This window comes from Kitasatospora sp. NPDC053057 (assembly GCF_044546945.1).
Lineage (GTDB): Bacteria > Actinomycetota > Actinomycetes > Streptomycetales > Streptomycetaceae > Kitasatospora.
Window position 1 is genome coordinate 85,085 of the sequence record NZ_JBITZP010000015.1, and the last position, 16,685, is coordinate 101,769.

The window sequence follows — 16,685 nt, forward strand, 5'->3', positions numbered from 1 at the left end:
CGAGAACCGCTCGCCGGATCGGACCCTCGGCGGAGCCGGATAGCCAATTCGGGGGGGTCGGCCGAGGCCGAATCGATATTTCGAAGCCCCCGGGTATGGCTGAGCCATGAAAGCAATCGCGATCAACCGCTACGGCGGCCCCGAGGCGGTCGAGTACACCGACCTGCCCGACCCCAAGGTCGGGCCCGACTCCGTGCTGGTACAGGTCCGGGCGGCCGGGGTGAACCCGGTGGACTGGAAGATCCGGGACGGCGCCCTGGACGGCCTGCTGGACGTGCACTTCCCCCTGGTCATGGGCTGGGACGTGGCGGGCGTGGTCCGCGCGGTCGGCGGCGGGGTGACGGAGTTCGCCCCCGGCGACGAGGTGTACGGCTACGTCCGCAAGGACGCCGTCGAGCACGGCACCTACGCCGAACTGGTCTCCGCCCCGGTCCGCACCCTGGCCCGCCGGCCCGCCGCGCTGGACTGGGCGCAGTCCGGCGGCCTGCCGCTGGCCGGGCTCACCGCGCTGCAGAGCCTGAACGCCCTGCGGCTGGAGGCGGGGGAGACGGTGCTGGTGCACGCCGCGGCCGGCGGGGTCGGCCACCTGGCCGTCCAGATCGCCCGGGCCCGCGGCGCCCGGGTGATCGGCACGGCGGGCGAGCGAAACCACGACTACCTGCGCGGCCTCGGCGCCGAGCCGGTGACGTACGGCGAGGGCCTGGCCGAGCGGGTGCGGGCGCTCGCCCCGGACGGCGTGGACGCGGCCCTGGACCTGGTCGGCCGCGGCGCCGTGCAGGTCTCCGCGGGCCTGGTGGCCGACCCTGGCCGGATCGCCTCGATCACCGACTTCGGGGTCAAGGCCCTCGGCGGCCACTACGTCTGGGTCCGCCCGGACGCGGCGGGCCTGGCGGAACTCGCCGCCCTCGCCGACGACGGCCGGCTCACCGTCACCGTCGCCTCCACCTTCCCGCTGGCCCAGGCGGCCTCCGCCCAGGCCCTCAGCGCCGAGGGCCGCACGAGGGGGAAGATCGTCCTCCTGGTGGACTGAGCGCCGTCTTCCCGTCATCCGTCGGCGATGAACTCGTTCAGCTCATCCGCCAGAATGGGTGGCGAATCGTTTCGGCAGCGGCAGTGGCACTGGCAGCACCGGCCGCCGCCGGGACGCCCCGCCCCCCGCACGACCCGTGGAGCCCCGCACCGATGACCAGCAGCCGAGCGCACGAGGTGATCGGGGCCGACCTGGACGAGACCGACCGGCAGCTCCTCGCCCGCCTCGGCAGCGACGGCCGCGCCTCCTACGCCGAGATCGGTCTCCAGGTGAACCTCTCCGCCACCGCCGTGCGCCGCCGGATCGACCGGCTCCGGGCGCGCGGCGTGGTGCGGGGCTTCACGGTGGTGCTCGACCCGGCCGTGCTCGGCTGGCAAACCGAGGCCTTCGTGGAGGTCTACTGCCGCGAGCGCACCGCCCCCGAGGAGATCCTCGCCAGCCTGCGCCAGTTCCCCGAGGTGGTCGCCGCCTGGACGGTCACCGGCGACCCGGACGCCCTGGTCCACCTGCGGGCCGCCGACATGCGCCATCTGGAGGCCGTCATCGAGCGCATCCGGCGCGAGCCCGGCGTCCAGCGCAGCCGCTCCTCGGTGGTCCTCTCCCAGCTGATCGGCTGACCCGCGGAGGGGTACGCAGGAATCCTGCGCGGACCCGTCCGAAGACGCTCGAAACCTGCCTGACCAGCCGCGTTCCGACGCGCGACGAAGCACCGCCGCTGCCTACGCTGATCACGTCCGGTCAGTGCGGTGAGGCGTCCCGCGGACCGGATCCCCCCGACACCCACAGCCGAGAGGGACAGCCGTGTCCGCAGCACCCGACCGCATGCACCGGCCCGACAACGAACTGGTCGACCTGGTTTTCGACTACATGCGGGAGCGGCTGCAGTACGACCCCGTTCCGCTCGACCACCCCGGTGACGGCGAGCACCTGCGCGCCCAGCTGGCCGGCCTGCTCAACCAGGACGGCAACAACCCGGCCGACGTGCTCAAGCTGTACGACCACGAGCTGTCCCGCGCGGTCATCTCCGCCGACAGCCCCCGCTACCTGTCCTTCATCCCGTGCGCCCCGACCAAGGCCGCGCTGCTGTTCGACATGGTCGTCTCCTGTGCCTCGCTCCAGGGCATCTCCTGGCTGGAGGCGGCCGGCGCCATCGCCGCCGAGAACCAGGTGCTGCGCCTGATCGCCGACCGGGCCGGGCTGCCCGCCTCGGCCGGCGGCTGCTTCGTCTCCGGCGGCTCGGCGGGCAACCTCTCCGCCCTGGTGGTCGCCCGCGACACCGCCCGCCGCAAGCTCGCCAATGACGGTCGTCACAGTGGGCCGGAGGCGCGGCTGCGGATAGCCGTCGCCGACCAGGTGCACTCCTCGGTCAAGAACACCTTCAACATCATCGGCGTCGAGGCCTTCAAGGTCCCGACCGTGAACCGCCGGTTCACCGGCGAGGCGCTGCGCGCCGCCCTGGCCGCCGACCCCCACCCGGAGACGGTGATCGCCGTCGTCGGCACCGCCGGCACCACCAACGAGGGCATCGTCGACGACCTGGCCGGCCTGGCCGAGGTCGCCCGCGAGCGCGACCTGTGGTTCCACGTGGACGGCGCCTACGGCGGCGCGGGCCTGTTCGCCCCGTCGGTGCGCGAGCGCTACAACGGCATCGAGCACGCCGACTCCTTCGTGGTCGACCCGCACAAGTGGCTGTTCGCCCCCTTCGACTGCGCCGCGCTGATCTACCGCAACCCGCAGCTCGCCCGCGCCGTGCACACCCAGGACGCCTCCTACCTGGACGTCCTGCACACCGAGGGCGACGAGTGGAACCCCACCGACTACGCCTACCACCTGACCCGGCGCGCCCGCGGCCTGCCGCTCTGGTTCTCGCTGGCCGTCCACGGCGTCCAGGCCTACACCGACGCCATCGAGACCGGCCTCCAGCTGGCCCGGGACACCGCCCAGCTGATCCGCGACACCGAGCACCTGGAGCTGCTGTTCGACCCGCAGCTCTCCGCCGTCTGCTTCAAGCGCACGGGCTGGACCAACGACGACTACTACCGCTGGTCGCAGCAGCTGCTCGCGGACCAGATCGGCTTCGTCACCCCGACCGGCTGGGACGGCGAGACGGTCGCCCGCTTCGCCTTCCTGCACCCGGGCACGACCATGGAGATGGTCAGGGAGATCCTGGACACCATGGCCTGATCGAGGCCCCGCCGTCCGTACGGCCCCCACCGGTCTTCCGGTCGGGGGTCGTACGCGTGCCTACAGGAACACCCCGCTCGGCAGGTAGGGAGTCGGCGGCCGCATCCCGCGGACCCCGACGAAGCCGCTGGTCTCCGGTGTCAGGCCGACCTCCAGGCCGACGTCCAGCGCCCACTCCTGCTCGGCGGTCAGGTACTCCACCCGCGCCTCGGCCCCGTCCGGCACCCGCGCCAGCGCCTCGCGCAGCAGCCGGGCCCCGATCCGCTTGCTGGTCGCCGCCAGCAGCCGCACCACGCCGCCGTCCCGGTAGCAGTAGCCGCTGCCGGCCAGGGCGTCGGCGACCAGCAGCTCCTCGAAGTGCCCGAGCATCAGCTCGTGGTCCGGCCCGTGCGCCGAGCCGCGCAGCCGGCGGTCCACCGAGTCCAGCAGGTGCAGGTGGCGGGTGTTGCCGGGGTGCACCGGTATGTCGCCCGGGTCGATCAGCCCCTCCCGGTCCACCCGCCCGGTCAGCCGCATCGCCGGATGCAGGGTGAACCCGGCCAGCCGGTAGCGGCGGGCCGCCGCCGGGGAGCCGGTGGCGCAGACCATCCCGCGCAGGCAGCCCCGGGCGTGGGCCAGCGCCCGCTCGAACAGCAGCCGTCCGACCCCCTGGCCCTGTGCGGACGGCCGGACCGCGAACAGCGAGGGCATCCACAGGCCCTCGCGGCGCATCGACAGCACCACCCCGACCGCCTGCCCGCCGCTCTCCGCCAGCCAGCAGCCGCCGGGATCGGTGCGCGCCAGGTGCCTGGTCCCGGCCAGTTGCAGCGGCGTCGGCGCCGGCGGCCGCGCGGGCTCCTCGGACGGTGCGGCGAACGCGGCGAGGGACAGCTCCGAGACGACCTCCGCGTCCGCTGCGGTGTCCCTGACCTGGCGAAGGATCATGCCGACCATCCTGGCGTCCGGGGCACGGCCGTGGGGCCCGTTCACCCGGATCCATGACGTGCGCGGTGACCCGTCCTCCACGGTTGTGCGAGCATGGGGAGCGTATGGGGACACGGGTGGCACACCCGGCCCACGGAAGATCCGCCGTCGAACAGGCCGCAGAAATCCATCGCCGTCCGGGAAATGAAACCGGGAGGCCGTTGGTTGGCACTGGCGGCAGATCGTCGTCAAAGACCGGGAGAAAGCAGATGACCGTCCAGGACGAGACCACCGTCGAGAGTGGCATCCTCCTCACCGATGCCGCCGCGGCCAAGGTCAAGGCCCTGCTGGAGCAGGAAGGCCGCGAGGACCTCGCGCTGCGCGTCGCCGTCCAGCCCGGTGGCTGCTCCGGCCTGCGTTACCAGCTGTTCTTCGACGAGCGCTCGCTCGACGGCGACGTGGTGAAGGACTTCGGCGGCGTCAAGGTCGTCACCGACCGCATGAGCGCCCCGTACCTGGGCGGCGCCACCGTCGACTTCGTCGACACCATCGAGAAGCAGGGCTTCACGATCGACAACCCGAACGCCACCGGCTCCTGCGCCTGCGGCGACTCCTTCAGCTAAGCCCGAAGGCTCACTGAGCGAGCAGCGGTGAGGCGGCCCCGGGGACTCCCCGGGGCCGCCTTTCGCGTTCCACCGGTGGTACTAGCGCGCCGCGCCGTCCGGGGTCACCGGGTCCAGGCCCGCGTGCGCGTCGCCCTCCAGCGGCACCTCCTGGCCGCTCGACCGGTCCACCACCGTCCGCCCGGTCAGCGGCGAGCGCAGATCGGCGGACACGGACTGCCGCTTGGCCATCGCCGTGCAGACCTGCCCCGGCTGGACGGCCGGCGGGCCCGGCACGACCAGCACGTCCACCTCGCCCGACTTCGACTCGTCCGCCTTCAGCGCGTACTTGGTGCAGACCCCGCCGAAGAAGTAGACGGTCAGCTTGTTGCTGCCGTCCACCCGGTAGCTGATCGACGGGCGCGCCTCCGGGAACGGCTTGCCGGTGCCGGCCGGGTTCGGCTCACCGGGGGCGATCCCGTTGGCCGGGGGAGTGGCCGCCGTGGAGGGCCGCCCGGGGGCGGGCTCGGCCGGGGTCGGCGGCTGACCGGACGGGCTCGCCGTCGCGGCCCCCGCGGACGGGGAACCGGAGGCCGTCGGGGCCTGCGGGGAGGCGCTCGCCGAGGCCGAGGCCGAGGCGCTCGCGGAGCCCGTCGCGGTGCTCGCCGCCGAGTCCCCGGAGTTCTTGCCGTCCCCGTTGCAGCCGGCCAGGGTCATCATCGCCGCCAGCGCGGCGACCGCCAGGGCAACCGCCCGCCGACCGCGGTGGGGCATCGTCTCCAGATCCATCTGCACATCCTCCCGAGGGCTCAGCGGCGCCGCCTCCTCGGCCGCTCCGCGCGGATGTGACGTGCCCCGGTCGGATCCGGTTCCCCCGCCCCTCACATGCCGTACTCGGCCATCCCGGCGACCAGTCGCTGCGCCCCGGACGGCACCCGGACGCCGACGGACGCGGGGGCGGCCGGCTCCGGTCCGGCCGCCACCTGGGGCCAGAACCGGCGCAGCCGTCGGGAGGAGCTGACCAGAGCGTCGAGGGTCTCGCCGTCCGCCTCGGCCCGGCGGGCGGTCAGCGGGGAGTGCTTGGAAATCATCGGGCATCGCTCCGATCCAGAGCCGTGGCCGCACCGCCACGGTCGCCGACGGGCCCGCCTGGTCCGGCGGGACTCCTGAGGCCGACCCTAGGCCCGGCTCCGGGGGCCCACCAGTGCTACCCGGAGGTAGTACACGGTCGAGGGTCCGCGGTGCCACCATGGCCGTGAGGACGGCGGCGGCAGCTTGCTGCGGGACTCTTGCTGGCGGGCCGTCCCGGACGGGTACCGTGGGTGGGTTCATCCGTGCCCGCTGGCCCCGTTGCCATCCTGAGGAGACCCCTGTGCGTATCGCCGTCGCCGGCTCGATCGCCACCGACCACCTGATGACGTTCCCCGGTCGGTTCGCCGACCAGCTCGTCGCCGAGCAGCTGCACACCGTGTCGCTGTCGTTCCTGGTCGACGCCCTGGACATCCGCCGCGGCGGGGTCGCGCCGAACATCTCCTTCGGCATGGGCGTGCTCGGGCTCCGGCCGATCCTGGTCGGTGCCGCCGGCGCGGACTTCGCCGAGTACCGCAGCTGGCTGGAGCGCAACAACGTGGACTGCGAGTCCGTCCACATCTCCGAGACCCGGCACACCGCCCGCTTCATGTGCACCACGGACGAGGACCACAACCAGATCGCCTCGTTCTACACCGGTGCCATGGCCGAGGCCCGCAGCATCGAGCTCAAGCCGATCGCCGACCGCGTCGGCGGCCTCGACCTCGTCCTGGTCGGCGCCGACGACCCGCAGGGCATGGTCCGCCACACCCAGGAGTGCCGCACCCGCGGCTTCGCCTTCGCCGCCGACCCCTCCCAGCAGCTGGCCCGCCTGGACGGCGACGACATCCGCGAGCTGGTGGACGGCGCCGCGTACCTGTTCACCAACGAGTACGAGGCCGCGCTGATCGAGACCAAGACCGGCTGGGACGCCGAGGAGCTGCTCACCCGCGTCGGCACCCGGATCACCACCCTGGGCAGCAAGGGCGTCCGGATCGAGCGCAAGGGCGAGGCCCCGATCCTGGTCGGCTGCCCGGTCGAGGACGCCAAGGTCGACCCGACCGGCGTCGGCGACGCCTTCCGGGCCGGCTTCCTGGCCGGTCTGTCCTGGGAGCTCGACCTGGAGCGCGCCGCCCAGCTCGGCTGCATGCTCGCCACCCTGGTGATCGAGACCGTCGGCACCCAGGAGTACGAGCTGCGCCCGACCGCCTTCCTGAAGCGCTTCGAGGCCGCCTACGGCGCCGAGGCCACCGCGGAGATCCGCGCGCACCTGGTCAAGTAGTCCTCCGCGCCGTCCGCTCCGGTCAGGTGCGGCGCAGCACGAGGTAGGCCGAGCCCCGGTCGCCGCCGTAGTCGGCGGCCGGGGCCTCGCCCGCGTACTCCTGCCCGCGCATTTCGCACCAGGCCGGCACGTCCAGCCGGGCCGCCTCGTCGTCCGACAGCACGGCGACCGTGCCGCCCACCGGCACCTCGCCGATCCGCTTCGCCAGCTCGATCACCGGCAGCGGGCACCGCTTGCCCAGCGCATCGATCACCGTGACCCGCCCGCTCGCCCCCGGGCGCTCGGACCCGGCGCCGACGCTCCCCGCTCCGGCACTGCCTCCTTCGTCGGTCGCTCGACGCTCCTCGCTTCCGGCACTGGCGTGCCCTTCGGCTCGGGGCGGGCTCTCCACGACCGGCGCGGGCGCGGGAAGGTCCAGCCCGAGCGGCGCTCGGACGCCGGCCACCAGCCCCGGGAGCACGGCGAGGAAGCGCTCCACGTCCGCCTCGGCCGTCCCGTACGGCAGCGAGACCCGGACGTTGCCCTCGGTGAGCACCCCCATGGCGGCCAGCACATGGCTGGGCGTCAGGGTGGAGGAGGTGCAGGAGGAGCCGGAGGAGACCGCGAAGCCCGCCCGGTCCAGCTCGGTCAGCAGCACCTCGCCGTCCACGTACAGACAGGAGAAGGTGACGATGTGCGGCAGCCGCCGCACCGGGTCGCCGACCACCTCCACCTCGGGCACCAACTGCGGGACCCGGCTGCGGATCCGCTCCACCAGCGCGTGCAGCCGGGCGTTCTCCCGCTCGGCCTCGGCCCGTACGGCGCGCAGCGAGGCGGCCGCGGCCACGATCGCCGGGACGTTGACGTAGCCGGGCACCCGCCCGCCCTCGCGCTCGTCGGCCGGCAGCGGGGAGGCGTACCGGACGCCCTTGCGCACGGCGAGGACGCCGACCCCGGGCGGCCCGCCCCACTTGTGCGCGCTCGCGGTCAGCAGCGACCAGCCCGCCGGGACGTCCACCCGCCCGACGCTCTGGGCGGCGTCCACCAGCAGCGGCACCCCGGCCTCGGCGCAGAGCGCGGCGACCTCGCCGACCGGCTGGACGGTCCCCACCTCGTGGTTGGCGCTCTGCAGGGCGGCCAGCGCGGTGTCGGTGCGCAGCAGGGCGCCGAAGGCCGCCGGGTCGACCCGTCCGGCGCGGTCGACCGGGGCGACCGAGACTTCGCCGCCACCCGCCTCGTGGCGTTCGGCGACGTGCAGCACGCTGGAGTGCTCCACCGCGGAGTGCACCAGGTGCCCGCCGCGCCGCCGGTTGCCGGTGAGGGCGCCCAGCAGGCCGAGTTGGACGGCCTGCGTCCCGCTGGCGGTGAAGGAGATCTCGTCGGGCCGCGCGCCCAGGACGGCGGCGACCGTCTCGCGGGCGGCGTCCAGCAGCATCCGGGCCTGCCGGCCGGAGCGGTACAGCCGGGCCGGATCGGCCCAGCCCTCGTCCAGGGCGGCGGTCAGGGCCTGCCGCGCGACGGGGTGCAGAGGGGCCGTCGAGGCCACGTCGAAATACACGGTCACATTTAACGGCACAATTTCGATGACACACCCAGGAGCGTGCCGGTCCGGCCGGATTGCTCACCGGCCGTCAGTCGATCACCCCGAATGTCCGCTTCGTCCGGTACCGACGGGCCGTCAGCCACGTTGTTCGAGGTCATCCCCCGATCGGGCGTATGGACCTCGAATGCCTACGATGACCTGCGACGCAGCCCCTGCCGGGCCTGATCGGGCGACCGGGCGGCGCGTTACCGGGGGCTGCCCGTCAGGAGCGCATAAGGCTGGAGTAGGGTTTGGCCCGCATAAGCATTCAAACCGTGCCCGTGGACGGGTCGCCGGAGGGGCTCACACTCCCCTCCCGGTGCGACGCGAAGGCGGGCGAGACTTCGGGAAGGCGCTACGTGAGTCCCAACGGCTCCGACCGCTCGCCGCGGCGCACGATGCGGCGGAAGCTGCCTCAGGCGCTGGCACTGGGCCTCGTCATCGCGACCGCCACCGGCTGCTCGGCCAACGACCTCCCCAGGCTTGGCCTCCCGAGCCCCGTCACCAAGGAAGGGCCCATGGTCCTCCAGATGTGGCAGGGCTCCTGGATCGCGGCGCTGGTGGTCGGCGTACTGATGTGGGGTCTGATCATCTGGAGCGTGATCTTCCACCGGCGCAAGCGCACCGGTGTGGAGATCCCCCCGCAGACCCGGTACAACGTGCCCATCGAGGCGCTCTACACCGCGGTCCCCATCATCATCGTCTCGGTCCTCTTCTACTTCGTCGCCCGCGACGAGGCGAAGCTGACGCATGTCTCCGCGAAGCCGCAGCACTACGTCAACGTGGTCGGCTTCCAGTGGAGCTGGGCGTTCAACTACGAGAACACCGAGACCCCCGACCCGGCCAACAAGGACGCCGCGTACGACGTCGGTACGCCCAAGGACGCTCCGACGCTCTGGCTGCCGGTCAACGAGACGGTGCAGTTCCGGCTCACCTCTCGTGACGTCATCCACGACTTCTGGCCCGTCAACTTCATGATGAAGATGGACGTCGTGCCGGGCGTGGTGAACAAGTTCGAGGTCACCCCGACCGTCAAGGGCGAGTACATGGGCAAGTGCGCCGAGCTCTGCGGCGTCGACCACTCGCGCATGCTGTTCAACGTCAAGGTCGTCGATCGCGCCGACTACGACAAGCACCTGGCCGAGCTTCGCGCCAAGGGCCAGAACGGCGCGGTGCCCTCCGGCGTCATCACCATGGGAAGTGAAGCGAAGTGACCATCCTCAACGAGCCCGCCGCGGCCGGCGGGGGCGCCGAGGCCGTCACGGTCGGGGCGCAGCGGACCCGGAAGCCGGGTTCGACCATCATCAAGTGGCTGACCACCACTGACCACAAGACGATCGGCACCCTGTACCTGGGCACGTCGTTCGCCTTCTTCCTGATCGGTGGCATCCTCGCCCTGGTCATGCGTGCCGAGCTGGCTCGTCCCGGGACCCAGATCCTGTCGAACGAGCAGTTCAACCAGGCGTTCACGATGCACGGCACGATCATGCTGCTGATGTTCGCGACGCCGCTGTTCGCGGGCTTCGCGAACTGGATCATGCCGCTGCAGATCGGCTCCCCGGACGTGGCCTTCCCGCGTCTGAACATGTTCGCGTACTGGCTCTACCTCTTCGGTTCGAGCATCGCGGTCTGCGGCTTCCTGACCCCGAACGGCGCCGCCGACTTCGGCTGGTTCGCCTACTCCCCGCTGTCGGACGCGGTGCACTCGCCCGGCGTCGGCGGCGACATGTGGATCATGGGTCTGGCCTTCTCCGGTTTCGGCACGATCCTCGGTGCGGTCAACTTCATCACCACGATCATCTGCATGCGCGCTCCGGGCATGACGATGTTCCGGATGTCGATCTTCGTCTGGAACGTCCTGCTGACCTCGGTGCTGGTCCTGCTGGCCTTCCCGGTGCTGGCCGCCGCGCTGTTCGCCCTGGAGGCGGACCGCAAGTTCGGGGCACACGTCTTCGATCCCGCCAACGGCGGGGCGATGCTGTGGCAACACCTGTTCTGGTTCTTCGGCCACCCCGAGGTGTACATCATCGCGCTGCCGTTCTTCGGCATCGTGTCGGAGATCATCCCGGTCTTCAGCCGCAAGCCGATGTTCGGTTACTCCGGTCTGATCGCGGCCACCATCGCGATCGCCGGTCTGTCCGTGACGGTGTGGGCGCACCACATGTACGTCACCGGACAGGTGCTGCTGCCGTTCTTCTCCTTCATGACCTTCCTGATCGCGGTCCCGACCGGTGTGAAGTTCTTCAACTGGGTCGGCACCATGTGGAAGGGCTCGCTGAGCTTCGAGACGCCGATGCTCTGGACGGTCGGCTTCCTGGTCACCTTCCTCTTCGGTGGTCTGACCGGTGTCCTGCTGGCCTCCCCGCCGATCGACTTCCACGTCTCGGACTCGTACTTCGTCGTCGCCCACTTCCACTACGTGGTCTTCGGCACCGTCGTGTTCGCGATGTTCGCCGGCTTCCACTTCTGGTGGCCGAAGATGACCGGCAAGATGCTGGACGAGCGCCTCGGCAAGATCACCTTCTGGACGCTGTTCTTCGGCTTCCACACCACCTTCCTGGTGCAGCACTGGCTCGGCGCGGAGGGCATGCCCCGCCGTTACGCCGACTACCTGGCCTCGGACGGCTTCACCACCCTGAACACCGTCTCGACCATCGGCTCCTTCGTGCTCGGCCTGTCGATCCTGCCGTTCCTCTACAACGTCTGGAAGACCGCCAAGTACGGCGAGAAGGTCACCGTGGACGACCCGTGGGGCTTCGGCCGCTCCCTGGAGTGGGCGACCTCCTGCCCGCCGCCGCGGCACAACTTCCTCACCCTGCCCCGGATCCGCTCCGAATCCCCGGCCTTCGACCTCCACCACCCGGAGATCGCCGCGCTGGACTACCTGGAGAACCACGGCGAGCCGGCCAAGCACCTCGCCGGTGTGACCCCGGCGAAGTACGACGCCCCGAAGCTGGGCAAGGGCAAGCAGGAGGGTGACGCCTGATGAAGGAACAGGGAAAGATCTTCCTGGGCCTGTCGGTCTTCGTGCTGGCGATGGCCATCACCTACGGCCTGTGGACCAACAACTCGGGCCCGGGCCTGGAGGCCGCCGGTACCACGGCGCTGTTCCTCGCCTTCGGTCTGTGCGCCTTCATCGGGTACTACCTCGCCTTCACCGCCCGTCGGGTGGACAGCGGCGCGGGTGACAACCCCGAGGCCGAGGTCGCGGACGACTCCGGCGAGCTGGGCTTCTTCGCCCCGCACAGCTGGCAGCCGCTGTCGCTGGCGCTCGGTGGCGCGCTCGCCTTCCTGGGCGTGATCTTCGGCTGGTGGCTGATGTTCTGGGCCGCCCCGATCATCCTGATCGGCATCTTCGGATGGGTCTTCGAGTTCTACCGGGGCGAGAACCAGAACCAGTAGGTTCCGCTTCCGATCACAGGGCCGGTCCTCCCGCACGGGGGGACCGGCCCTGCTGCGTCTCCGGGGTGACGGACTCACTCACCCGGGTGAACGCAGGGTCGCTCGGATGTCGCTCGATCCGGGTGGTTCCTACGATCTGAGCAATCGTGCGAATAGTGCGGACCCCTCGGAGGCGGTCATGGCCGACAGGCGCGGAATCGCAGGCATCGGCAGCATCTCGCTGGCCCTGGCAGTGCTGGCCCCGCTGGCCGCCTGCTCGTCCGGGGACGACGAGTCCTCCGGACCGCACCGGATCGACGCGGCCCCGCTCGTCCGCCTCTCGGCCGAGGGCAAGGTCGACCCCTCGAAGCCGGTCACCGTGACCGCCCTGGAGGGCAGCCGGCTCACCGACGTCACCGTGGTCGGCCCGGACGGCCGGGTGGTGGCCGGGAAGCTCGCCGACGACCAGCGCAGCTGGCAGACCACCGGGCGGCTGAAGGCCGACACCGCGTACGCCGTCCGGATCTCCGCCGACGACGGCAAGAACGGCCGCGGCGACATCACCGAGAAGTTCAGAACCCGGGCCGCCCAGCGCCTGCTCACCGCCAAGCTCGGCCCGGACTCCTCCGGCAGCGGCGTCTACGGGGTGGGCCAGCCGCTCACCGTCCAGCTCTCCGAGGCGGTGAAGGACCCGCAGGCCCGTCAGGAGGTCGAGAGCGCGCTGACCGTGACCTCCCAGCCGGCCGTCATCGGGGCCTGGTACTGGGTGGACGACAAGAACCTGCACTTCCGCCCGCAGGAGTACTGGCCGGCCGGCACGACCGTGGCGCTGGCCTTCGACGACACCGGCAGCCGGATCGCCGACGGCCTCTACGGCGGCGACCGCAGCTCGCTGCGGCTGCGGATCGGCGCCCGGGTCGAGTCGGTGATCGACGCGGCCGCCCACGAACTCACCCTCAAGCGCGACGGTGAGACGATCCGGAGCATCCCGGTCACCACCGGCAAGCCCGGCTTCGACACCCGCAACGGCATCAAGGTGGTGCTCGGCCAGGAGCGCTCCGTCCGGATGAGCGGCGAGACGATCGGTATAGCCGCGGGCAGCTCGGAGGCCTACGACCTGAACGTAGAGTGGGCCACCAGGGTGACCTGGAGCGGCGAGTACGTCCACGCGGCGCCCTGGTCGGTCGGCTCGCAGGGCGTGGACAACGTCAGCCACGGCTGCACCGGCATGAGCACCGACAACGCCAAGTGGTTCTACGACAACACCCGGGTGGGGGACCTGGTGACGGTGGTGAACAGCCACGGCGCCGGCATGGAGCCCTTCGGCAACGGCTTCGGGGACTGGAACGTCTCCTGGACGGACTGGGTCAAGCACAGCGCCCTCGGGAAGCCCCTCAGCACCACCGTCCCGGCCGCCCAGGCCCCCGCGGCCGGGATGATGCGCCCCGAGGTCTGAGGGAGCCGCTGTGACTCCCCGCTCGGCTCCGCTCAGGCCTCGGGGTAGGCCACGCCCAGGGCGGTGAGCACGGCGGCCAGGGCGTCCGGGTGGGACAGGCCCAGCCGGCTCGCGCGCTCGGCGTACTCGGTGGCGGCCTCGGCGGCCAGCCGGTGCGCGGCGTCCCCGGTGGCGGCGATCAGGGTGCCGCGCCGGCCGTGGGTCTCCACCACGCCGTCCGCCTCCAGCTCCTTGTAGGCCCGGGCGACCGTCCCGGCGGCCAGCCCCAGCTCCTCGGCCAGGGCCCGTACGGTGGGCAGCCGCAGCCCGGTCGGCAGCGCGCCGGAGCGGGCCTGCTCGGCGATCTGGGCGCGGATCTGCTCGTACGGGGGAGTGGCGGCGGCGGGGTCGACGGACAGCTGCACGGGTGGCTCCTGGAAGCGGTGCGGGTACGAGAAAGCCCGAGGGCCGCCGACCAGATGAACTCTGGTCAGCGGCCCTCGGGGTGACGCGGGGGGTGCGTACGGGATCAGTGGTGGCCGTGGCCGCTGGTGATCTCGTGGTGCTCTTCGGCGGTGGGCTTGGGGATCTGGCTGCCCTCGCCGTAGAAGCCGCGGGAGAGCTTGGCCCGGGTGCGGGTGAGGGCGCCGGCCTTGCGGGCCACGCCGTTCTCGTCCGTCTGGGCCGGCAGCTCGACCGGCTGGTTCTGCTCGTGCGCCGTGAGCGTGTGCAGGTCCTTCTGCGGCAGCTGGGCGTGCACCTCGACGAACTCACCGTGCGGCAGGCGCTTGATGACGCCGGTCTCGCGGCCGTGCAGCACCTTCTCCTTGTCACGGCGCTGCAGGCCGAGGCACCAGCGCTTGGTCACGATGAAGGTGATGACCGGCACCACGAAGAAGCCGGCGCGCACGAAGTAGGTGATCGAGTTGAGCGACATGTGGAAGTGCGTGGCGAACAGGTCGTTGCCACCACCCACCAGCAGGACCAGGTACAGGCTGATCCAGGCGGCACCCAGGCCGGTGCGGACCGGGGCGTTGCGCGGGCGGTCCAGGATGTGGTGCTCGCGCTTGTCGCCGGTGATCCAGCCCTCGATGAAGGGGTAGACCGCGATGGCGACCAGGACCAGCGGGAAGATCATCAGCGGGACGAAGACACCCAGGTTCAGGGTGTGGCCCCACAGGCTGATCTCCCAGCCCGGCATGACGCGGATCAGGCCCTCGGAGAAGCCCATGTACCAGTCGGGCTGGGCGTCGGTCGACACCTGGTCCGGACGGTACGGGCCGTACGCCCAGATCGGGTTGATCGTGGCGATCGCCGAGATGGCGGCGATGATGCCGAAGACCAGGAAGAAGAAGCCACCGGCCTTGGCCATGTAGACCGGCATCAGCGGCATGCCGACGACGTTCTTCTCGGTCTTGCCCGGGCCCGCCCACTGGGTGTGCTTGTGGTAGAAGACCAGGATCAGGTGCGCCACCAGCAGGCCGAGCATGATGCCCGGGATCAGCAGGACGTGGATGGTGAAGAACCGCGGCACGATGTCGTGGCCGGGGAACTCGCCCCCGAACAGGAACATCTGGACGTAGGTGCCGACCAGCGGGACCGCGAGGATCGCGCCTTCCATGAAGCGGATACCGGTACCCGACAGCAGGTCGTCGGGCAGCGAGTAGCCGAAGAAGCCGTCGAACATGCCCAGGACCAGCAGCAGGAAGCCGAAGACCCAGTTGATCTCACGCGGCTTGCGGAACGCGCCGGTGAAGAACACGCGCATCATGTGCACGAGCATCGCGGCCACGAAGACCAGGGCGGCCCAGTGGTGGATCTGGCGGATCAGCAGACCGCCGCGGATCTCGAAGCTGATGTCCACCGTCGAGGCGTACGCCTCGGACATCCCGATGCCCTTGAGCGGCACGTACGAGCCGTTGTAGACGACCTCGGCCATCGACGGCTTGAAGAACAGCGTCAGGTAGACACCGGTCAGGATGATGATGACGAAGGTGTAGAGGCAGATCTCGCCCAGCATGAAGGACCAATGGTCCGGGAAGATCTTCCGCAGGTTGGCCTTGGCGAGGGAGTAGATCCCCAGCCGGCCGTCCGTCCAGTCAGCCGCGGCCTCCCACTTGTTGGCGGGGTTGGCACGCGTGCTGGACGGCTTGGCGGCACCGGTCGTGGTGCTGCTCGCGCTACTCATCGAGCACGCTCCCAGAAGCTCGGGCCGACAGGCTTCGCGAAGTCGCCGGTGGCGACCAGGTTGCCCTTGTCGTCAGTGGTGATCTTCAGCTGCGGCAGCGGGTGGCCGGCCGGGCCGAAGATGACGCGCGCGCCGTCCGCCAGGTCGAAGGTCGACTGGTGGCAGGGGCAGAGCGCGTGGTGGGTCTGCTGCTCGTACAGGCTGATCGGGCAGCCGACGTGGGTGCAGATCTTCGAGTAGGCGAGGATGCCCTCGAAACCCAGGTCCCTGGACTTGTCGTCCTTGATGTCCTCCGGCGCGATGCGCACCAGCATCAGGGCGTCCTTGGCGATGCGCTGCTGGAAGTCCTCGTCGTGGGTGGTCAGACCCTCCGGCATGGCGAAGGTCAGCGAGCCGACCACGAGGTCCTCGGGCTTCATCGGCTGCATGGTGCTCATGTTGACGAGCGCCAGCGGCTTGGCCGGGGTGGCCTCCCGCCAGCCCGTCTCCTGGAGCTTCTTCTCCGGCAGCGGGCCCAGGTCGCGGAGCAGGACCACGCCGGAGAGCGGGACCAGCGCCATCGACCCGATGAGGGTGTTGCGGATCATCTTGCGGCGACCGAAGCCGGACTCGGCGGCACCGGTCTTGAACTGCTCGATGACGTCGTTGCGGACCTCGTCGGAAGCCTCGATCGGGTGACGCTCGGACGGCATCTCGACGTCCGACATCAGGGTGCGGGCCCAGTGGACCGCGCCCGCGCCGATCAGGAACAGCGCGACGCCCAGGGTCAGGCCGAGCGCGAAGTTCAGCGCGCTGACGTGACCCAGCGGGAAGATGTAGACGATCTTGTCCGGGTCGATGGCCACGTACGAGGCGATGAAGCCGACGGTGGCGAGCATCGAGACCACGAACATCAGCGAGACCTGGCGCTCGGCCCGCTTGGCGGCCCGCTCGTCGATGTCGGTGCGACGGGGCTCGTGGGCCGGCAGGCCCGGGTCGGCGAACGGGTTGCCGTGGTCGGCAACCTCGCCGGCGGAGCCGTGCGGCTCCGGGAGCTTCTCTTCTGACATGT

Annotated in this window: 16 protein-coding genes; 9 read left to right on the forward strand and 7 right to left on the reverse strand. The window is 71.1% G+C overall.

From position 1 onward, the window contains the following. The first annotated feature begins 106 nt into the window (after window positions 1-106). The 3 genes from ACIG5E_RS17920 (at window position 107) to ACIG5E_RS17930 (ending at window position 3,214) form a co-directional block, all read left to right on the forward strand. Window positions 107-1,030: an NADP-dependent oxidoreductase gene (locus ACIG5E_RS17920; RefSeq protein ID WP_396534382.1), complete on the forward strand. Its 924-nt coding sequence runs from the start codon at window positions 107-109 to the stop codon at window positions 1,028-1,030. A 152-nt stretch (window positions 1,031-1,182) separates the two neighbouring features. Then, entirely contained in the window at window positions 1,183-1,647 is a 465-nt protein-coding gene (locus ACIG5E_RS17925; protein WP_270147404.1) for an Lrp/AsnC family transcriptional regulator, read from the forward strand. A gap of 184 nt (window positions 1,648-1,831) precedes the next feature. After that, the gene (locus tag ACIG5E_RS17930; protein ID WP_396534383.1) at window positions 1,832-3,214 is read left to right on the forward strand and encodes a pyridoxal phosphate-dependent decarboxylase family protein; all 1,383 of its coding nucleotides are present in this window, start codon (window positions 1,832-1,834) and stop codon (window positions 3,212-3,214) included. A 60-nt stretch (window positions 3,215-3,274) separates the two neighbouring features. On the opposite strand, the gene ACIG5E_RS17935 is transcribed toward ACIG5E_RS17930, so the two are convergent. Then, a complete protein-coding gene (locus tag ACIG5E_RS17935) occupies window positions 3,275-4,138 on the reverse strand; it encodes a GNAT family N-acetyltransferase (RefSeq protein ID WP_396534384.1) in 864 nt (287 codons plus the stop codon). A 248-nt stretch (window positions 4,139-4,386) separates the two neighbouring features. Here ACIG5E_RS17935 and erpA point away from each other — a divergent pair, with 248 nt between their 5' ends. Beyond that, window positions 4,387-4,740 carry an iron-sulfur cluster insertion protein ErpA gene (gene erpA / locus ACIG5E_RS17940; protein ID WP_030282750.1) on the forward strand — a complete coding sequence of 118 codons (354 nt, stop codon included), beginning with the start codon at window positions 4,387-4,389 and terminating at the stop codon, window positions 4,738-4,740. Between the two features lie 81 nt (window positions 4,741-4,821). Here erpA and ACIG5E_RS17945 read toward each other — a convergent pair whose 3' ends face one another. Both ACIG5E_RS17945 and ACIG5E_RS17950 read right to left on the reverse strand, forming a co-directional pair. Then, window positions 4,822-5,508 carry a hypothetical protein gene (locus ACIG5E_RS17945; RefSeq protein WP_396534385.1) on the reverse strand — a complete coding sequence of 229 codons (687 nt, stop codon included), beginning with the start codon at window positions 5,506-5,508 and terminating at the stop codon, window positions 4,822-4,824. Between the two features lie 92 nt (window positions 5,509-5,600). Beyond that, window positions 5,601-5,810: a hypothetical protein gene (locus ACIG5E_RS17950; RefSeq protein ID WP_396534386.1), complete on the reverse strand. Its 210-nt coding sequence runs from the start codon at window positions 5,808-5,810 to the stop codon at window positions 5,601-5,603. Between the two features lie 281 nt (window positions 5,811-6,091). On the opposite strand from ACIG5E_RS17950, the gene ACIG5E_RS17955 reads away from it, so the two are divergent. Further along, on the forward strand, window positions 6,092-7,069 hold the full coding sequence (locus ACIG5E_RS17955; protein ID WP_396534387.1) for a carbohydrate kinase family protein: 978 nt from the start codon (window positions 6,092-6,094) through the stop codon (window positions 7,067-7,069). 22 nt (window positions 7,070-7,091) lie between these two features. On the opposite strand, the gene ACIG5E_RS17960 is transcribed toward ACIG5E_RS17955, so the two are convergent. Then, a complete protein-coding gene (locus tag ACIG5E_RS17960; protein WP_396534388.1) occupies window positions 7,092-8,606 on the reverse strand; it encodes a cysteine desulfurase/sulfurtransferase TusA family protein in 1,515 nt (504 codons plus the stop codon). A gap of 383 nt (window positions 8,607-8,989) precedes the next feature. Between ACIG5E_RS17960 and coxB the strand changes: the two genes are divergently transcribed. From coxB to ACIG5E_RS17980, 4 genes are all read left to right on the forward strand, one after another. Continuing rightward, on the forward strand, window positions 8,990-9,844 hold the full coding sequence (gene coxB / locus ACIG5E_RS17965) for a cytochrome c oxidase subunit II (RefSeq protein ID WP_396534389.1): 855 nt from the start codon (window positions 8,990-8,992) through the stop codon (window positions 9,842-9,844). Then, on the forward strand, window positions 9,841-11,616 hold the full coding sequence (ctaD, locus tag ACIG5E_RS17970) for a cytochrome c oxidase subunit I (protein ID WP_396236281.1): 1,776 nt from the start codon (window positions 9,841-9,843) through the stop codon (window positions 11,614-11,616). Before coxB ends, ctaD begins: the two co-directional genes overlap by 4 nt. Then, window positions 11,616-12,032 (forward strand): cytochrome c oxidase subunit 4, encoded by a 417-nt coding sequence (locus ACIG5E_RS17975; RefSeq protein ID WP_396534390.1) that lies wholly within the window; start codon window positions 11,616-11,618, stop codon window positions 12,030-12,032. The genes ctaD and ACIG5E_RS17975 overlap by 1 nt, the downstream gene beginning before the upstream one ends. A gap of 178 nt (window positions 12,033-12,210) precedes the next feature. Then, entirely contained in the window at window positions 12,211-13,467 is a 1,257-nt protein-coding gene (locus tag ACIG5E_RS17980) for an Ig-like domain-containing protein (RefSeq protein ID WP_396534391.1), read from the forward strand. 32 nt (window positions 13,468-13,499) lie between these two features. Here ACIG5E_RS17980 and ACIG5E_RS17985 read toward each other — a convergent pair whose 3' ends face one another. From ACIG5E_RS17985 to ACIG5E_RS17995, 3 genes are all read right to left on the reverse strand, one after another. After that, window positions 13,500-13,871 (reverse strand): GntR family transcriptional regulator, encoded by a 372-nt coding sequence (locus ACIG5E_RS17985; RefSeq protein ID WP_396534392.1) that lies wholly within the window; start codon window positions 13,869-13,871, stop codon window positions 13,500-13,502. A 104-nt stretch (window positions 13,872-13,975) separates the two neighbouring features. After that, complete coding sequence (locus ACIG5E_RS17990; RefSeq protein ID WP_396534393.1) at window positions 13,976-15,634, reverse strand: cytochrome bc complex cytochrome b subunit; 1,659 nt, start codon at window positions 15,632-15,634, stop codon at window positions 13,976-13,978. After that, on the reverse strand, window positions 15,631-16,683 hold the full coding sequence (locus ACIG5E_RS17995; RefSeq protein ID WP_396534394.1) for a Rieske 2Fe-2S domain-containing protein: 1,053 nt from the start codon (window positions 16,681-16,683) through the stop codon (window positions 15,631-15,633). The genes ACIG5E_RS17990 and ACIG5E_RS17995 overlap by 4 nt, the downstream gene beginning before the upstream one ends. Window positions 16,684-16,685 lie beyond the last annotated feature (2 nt).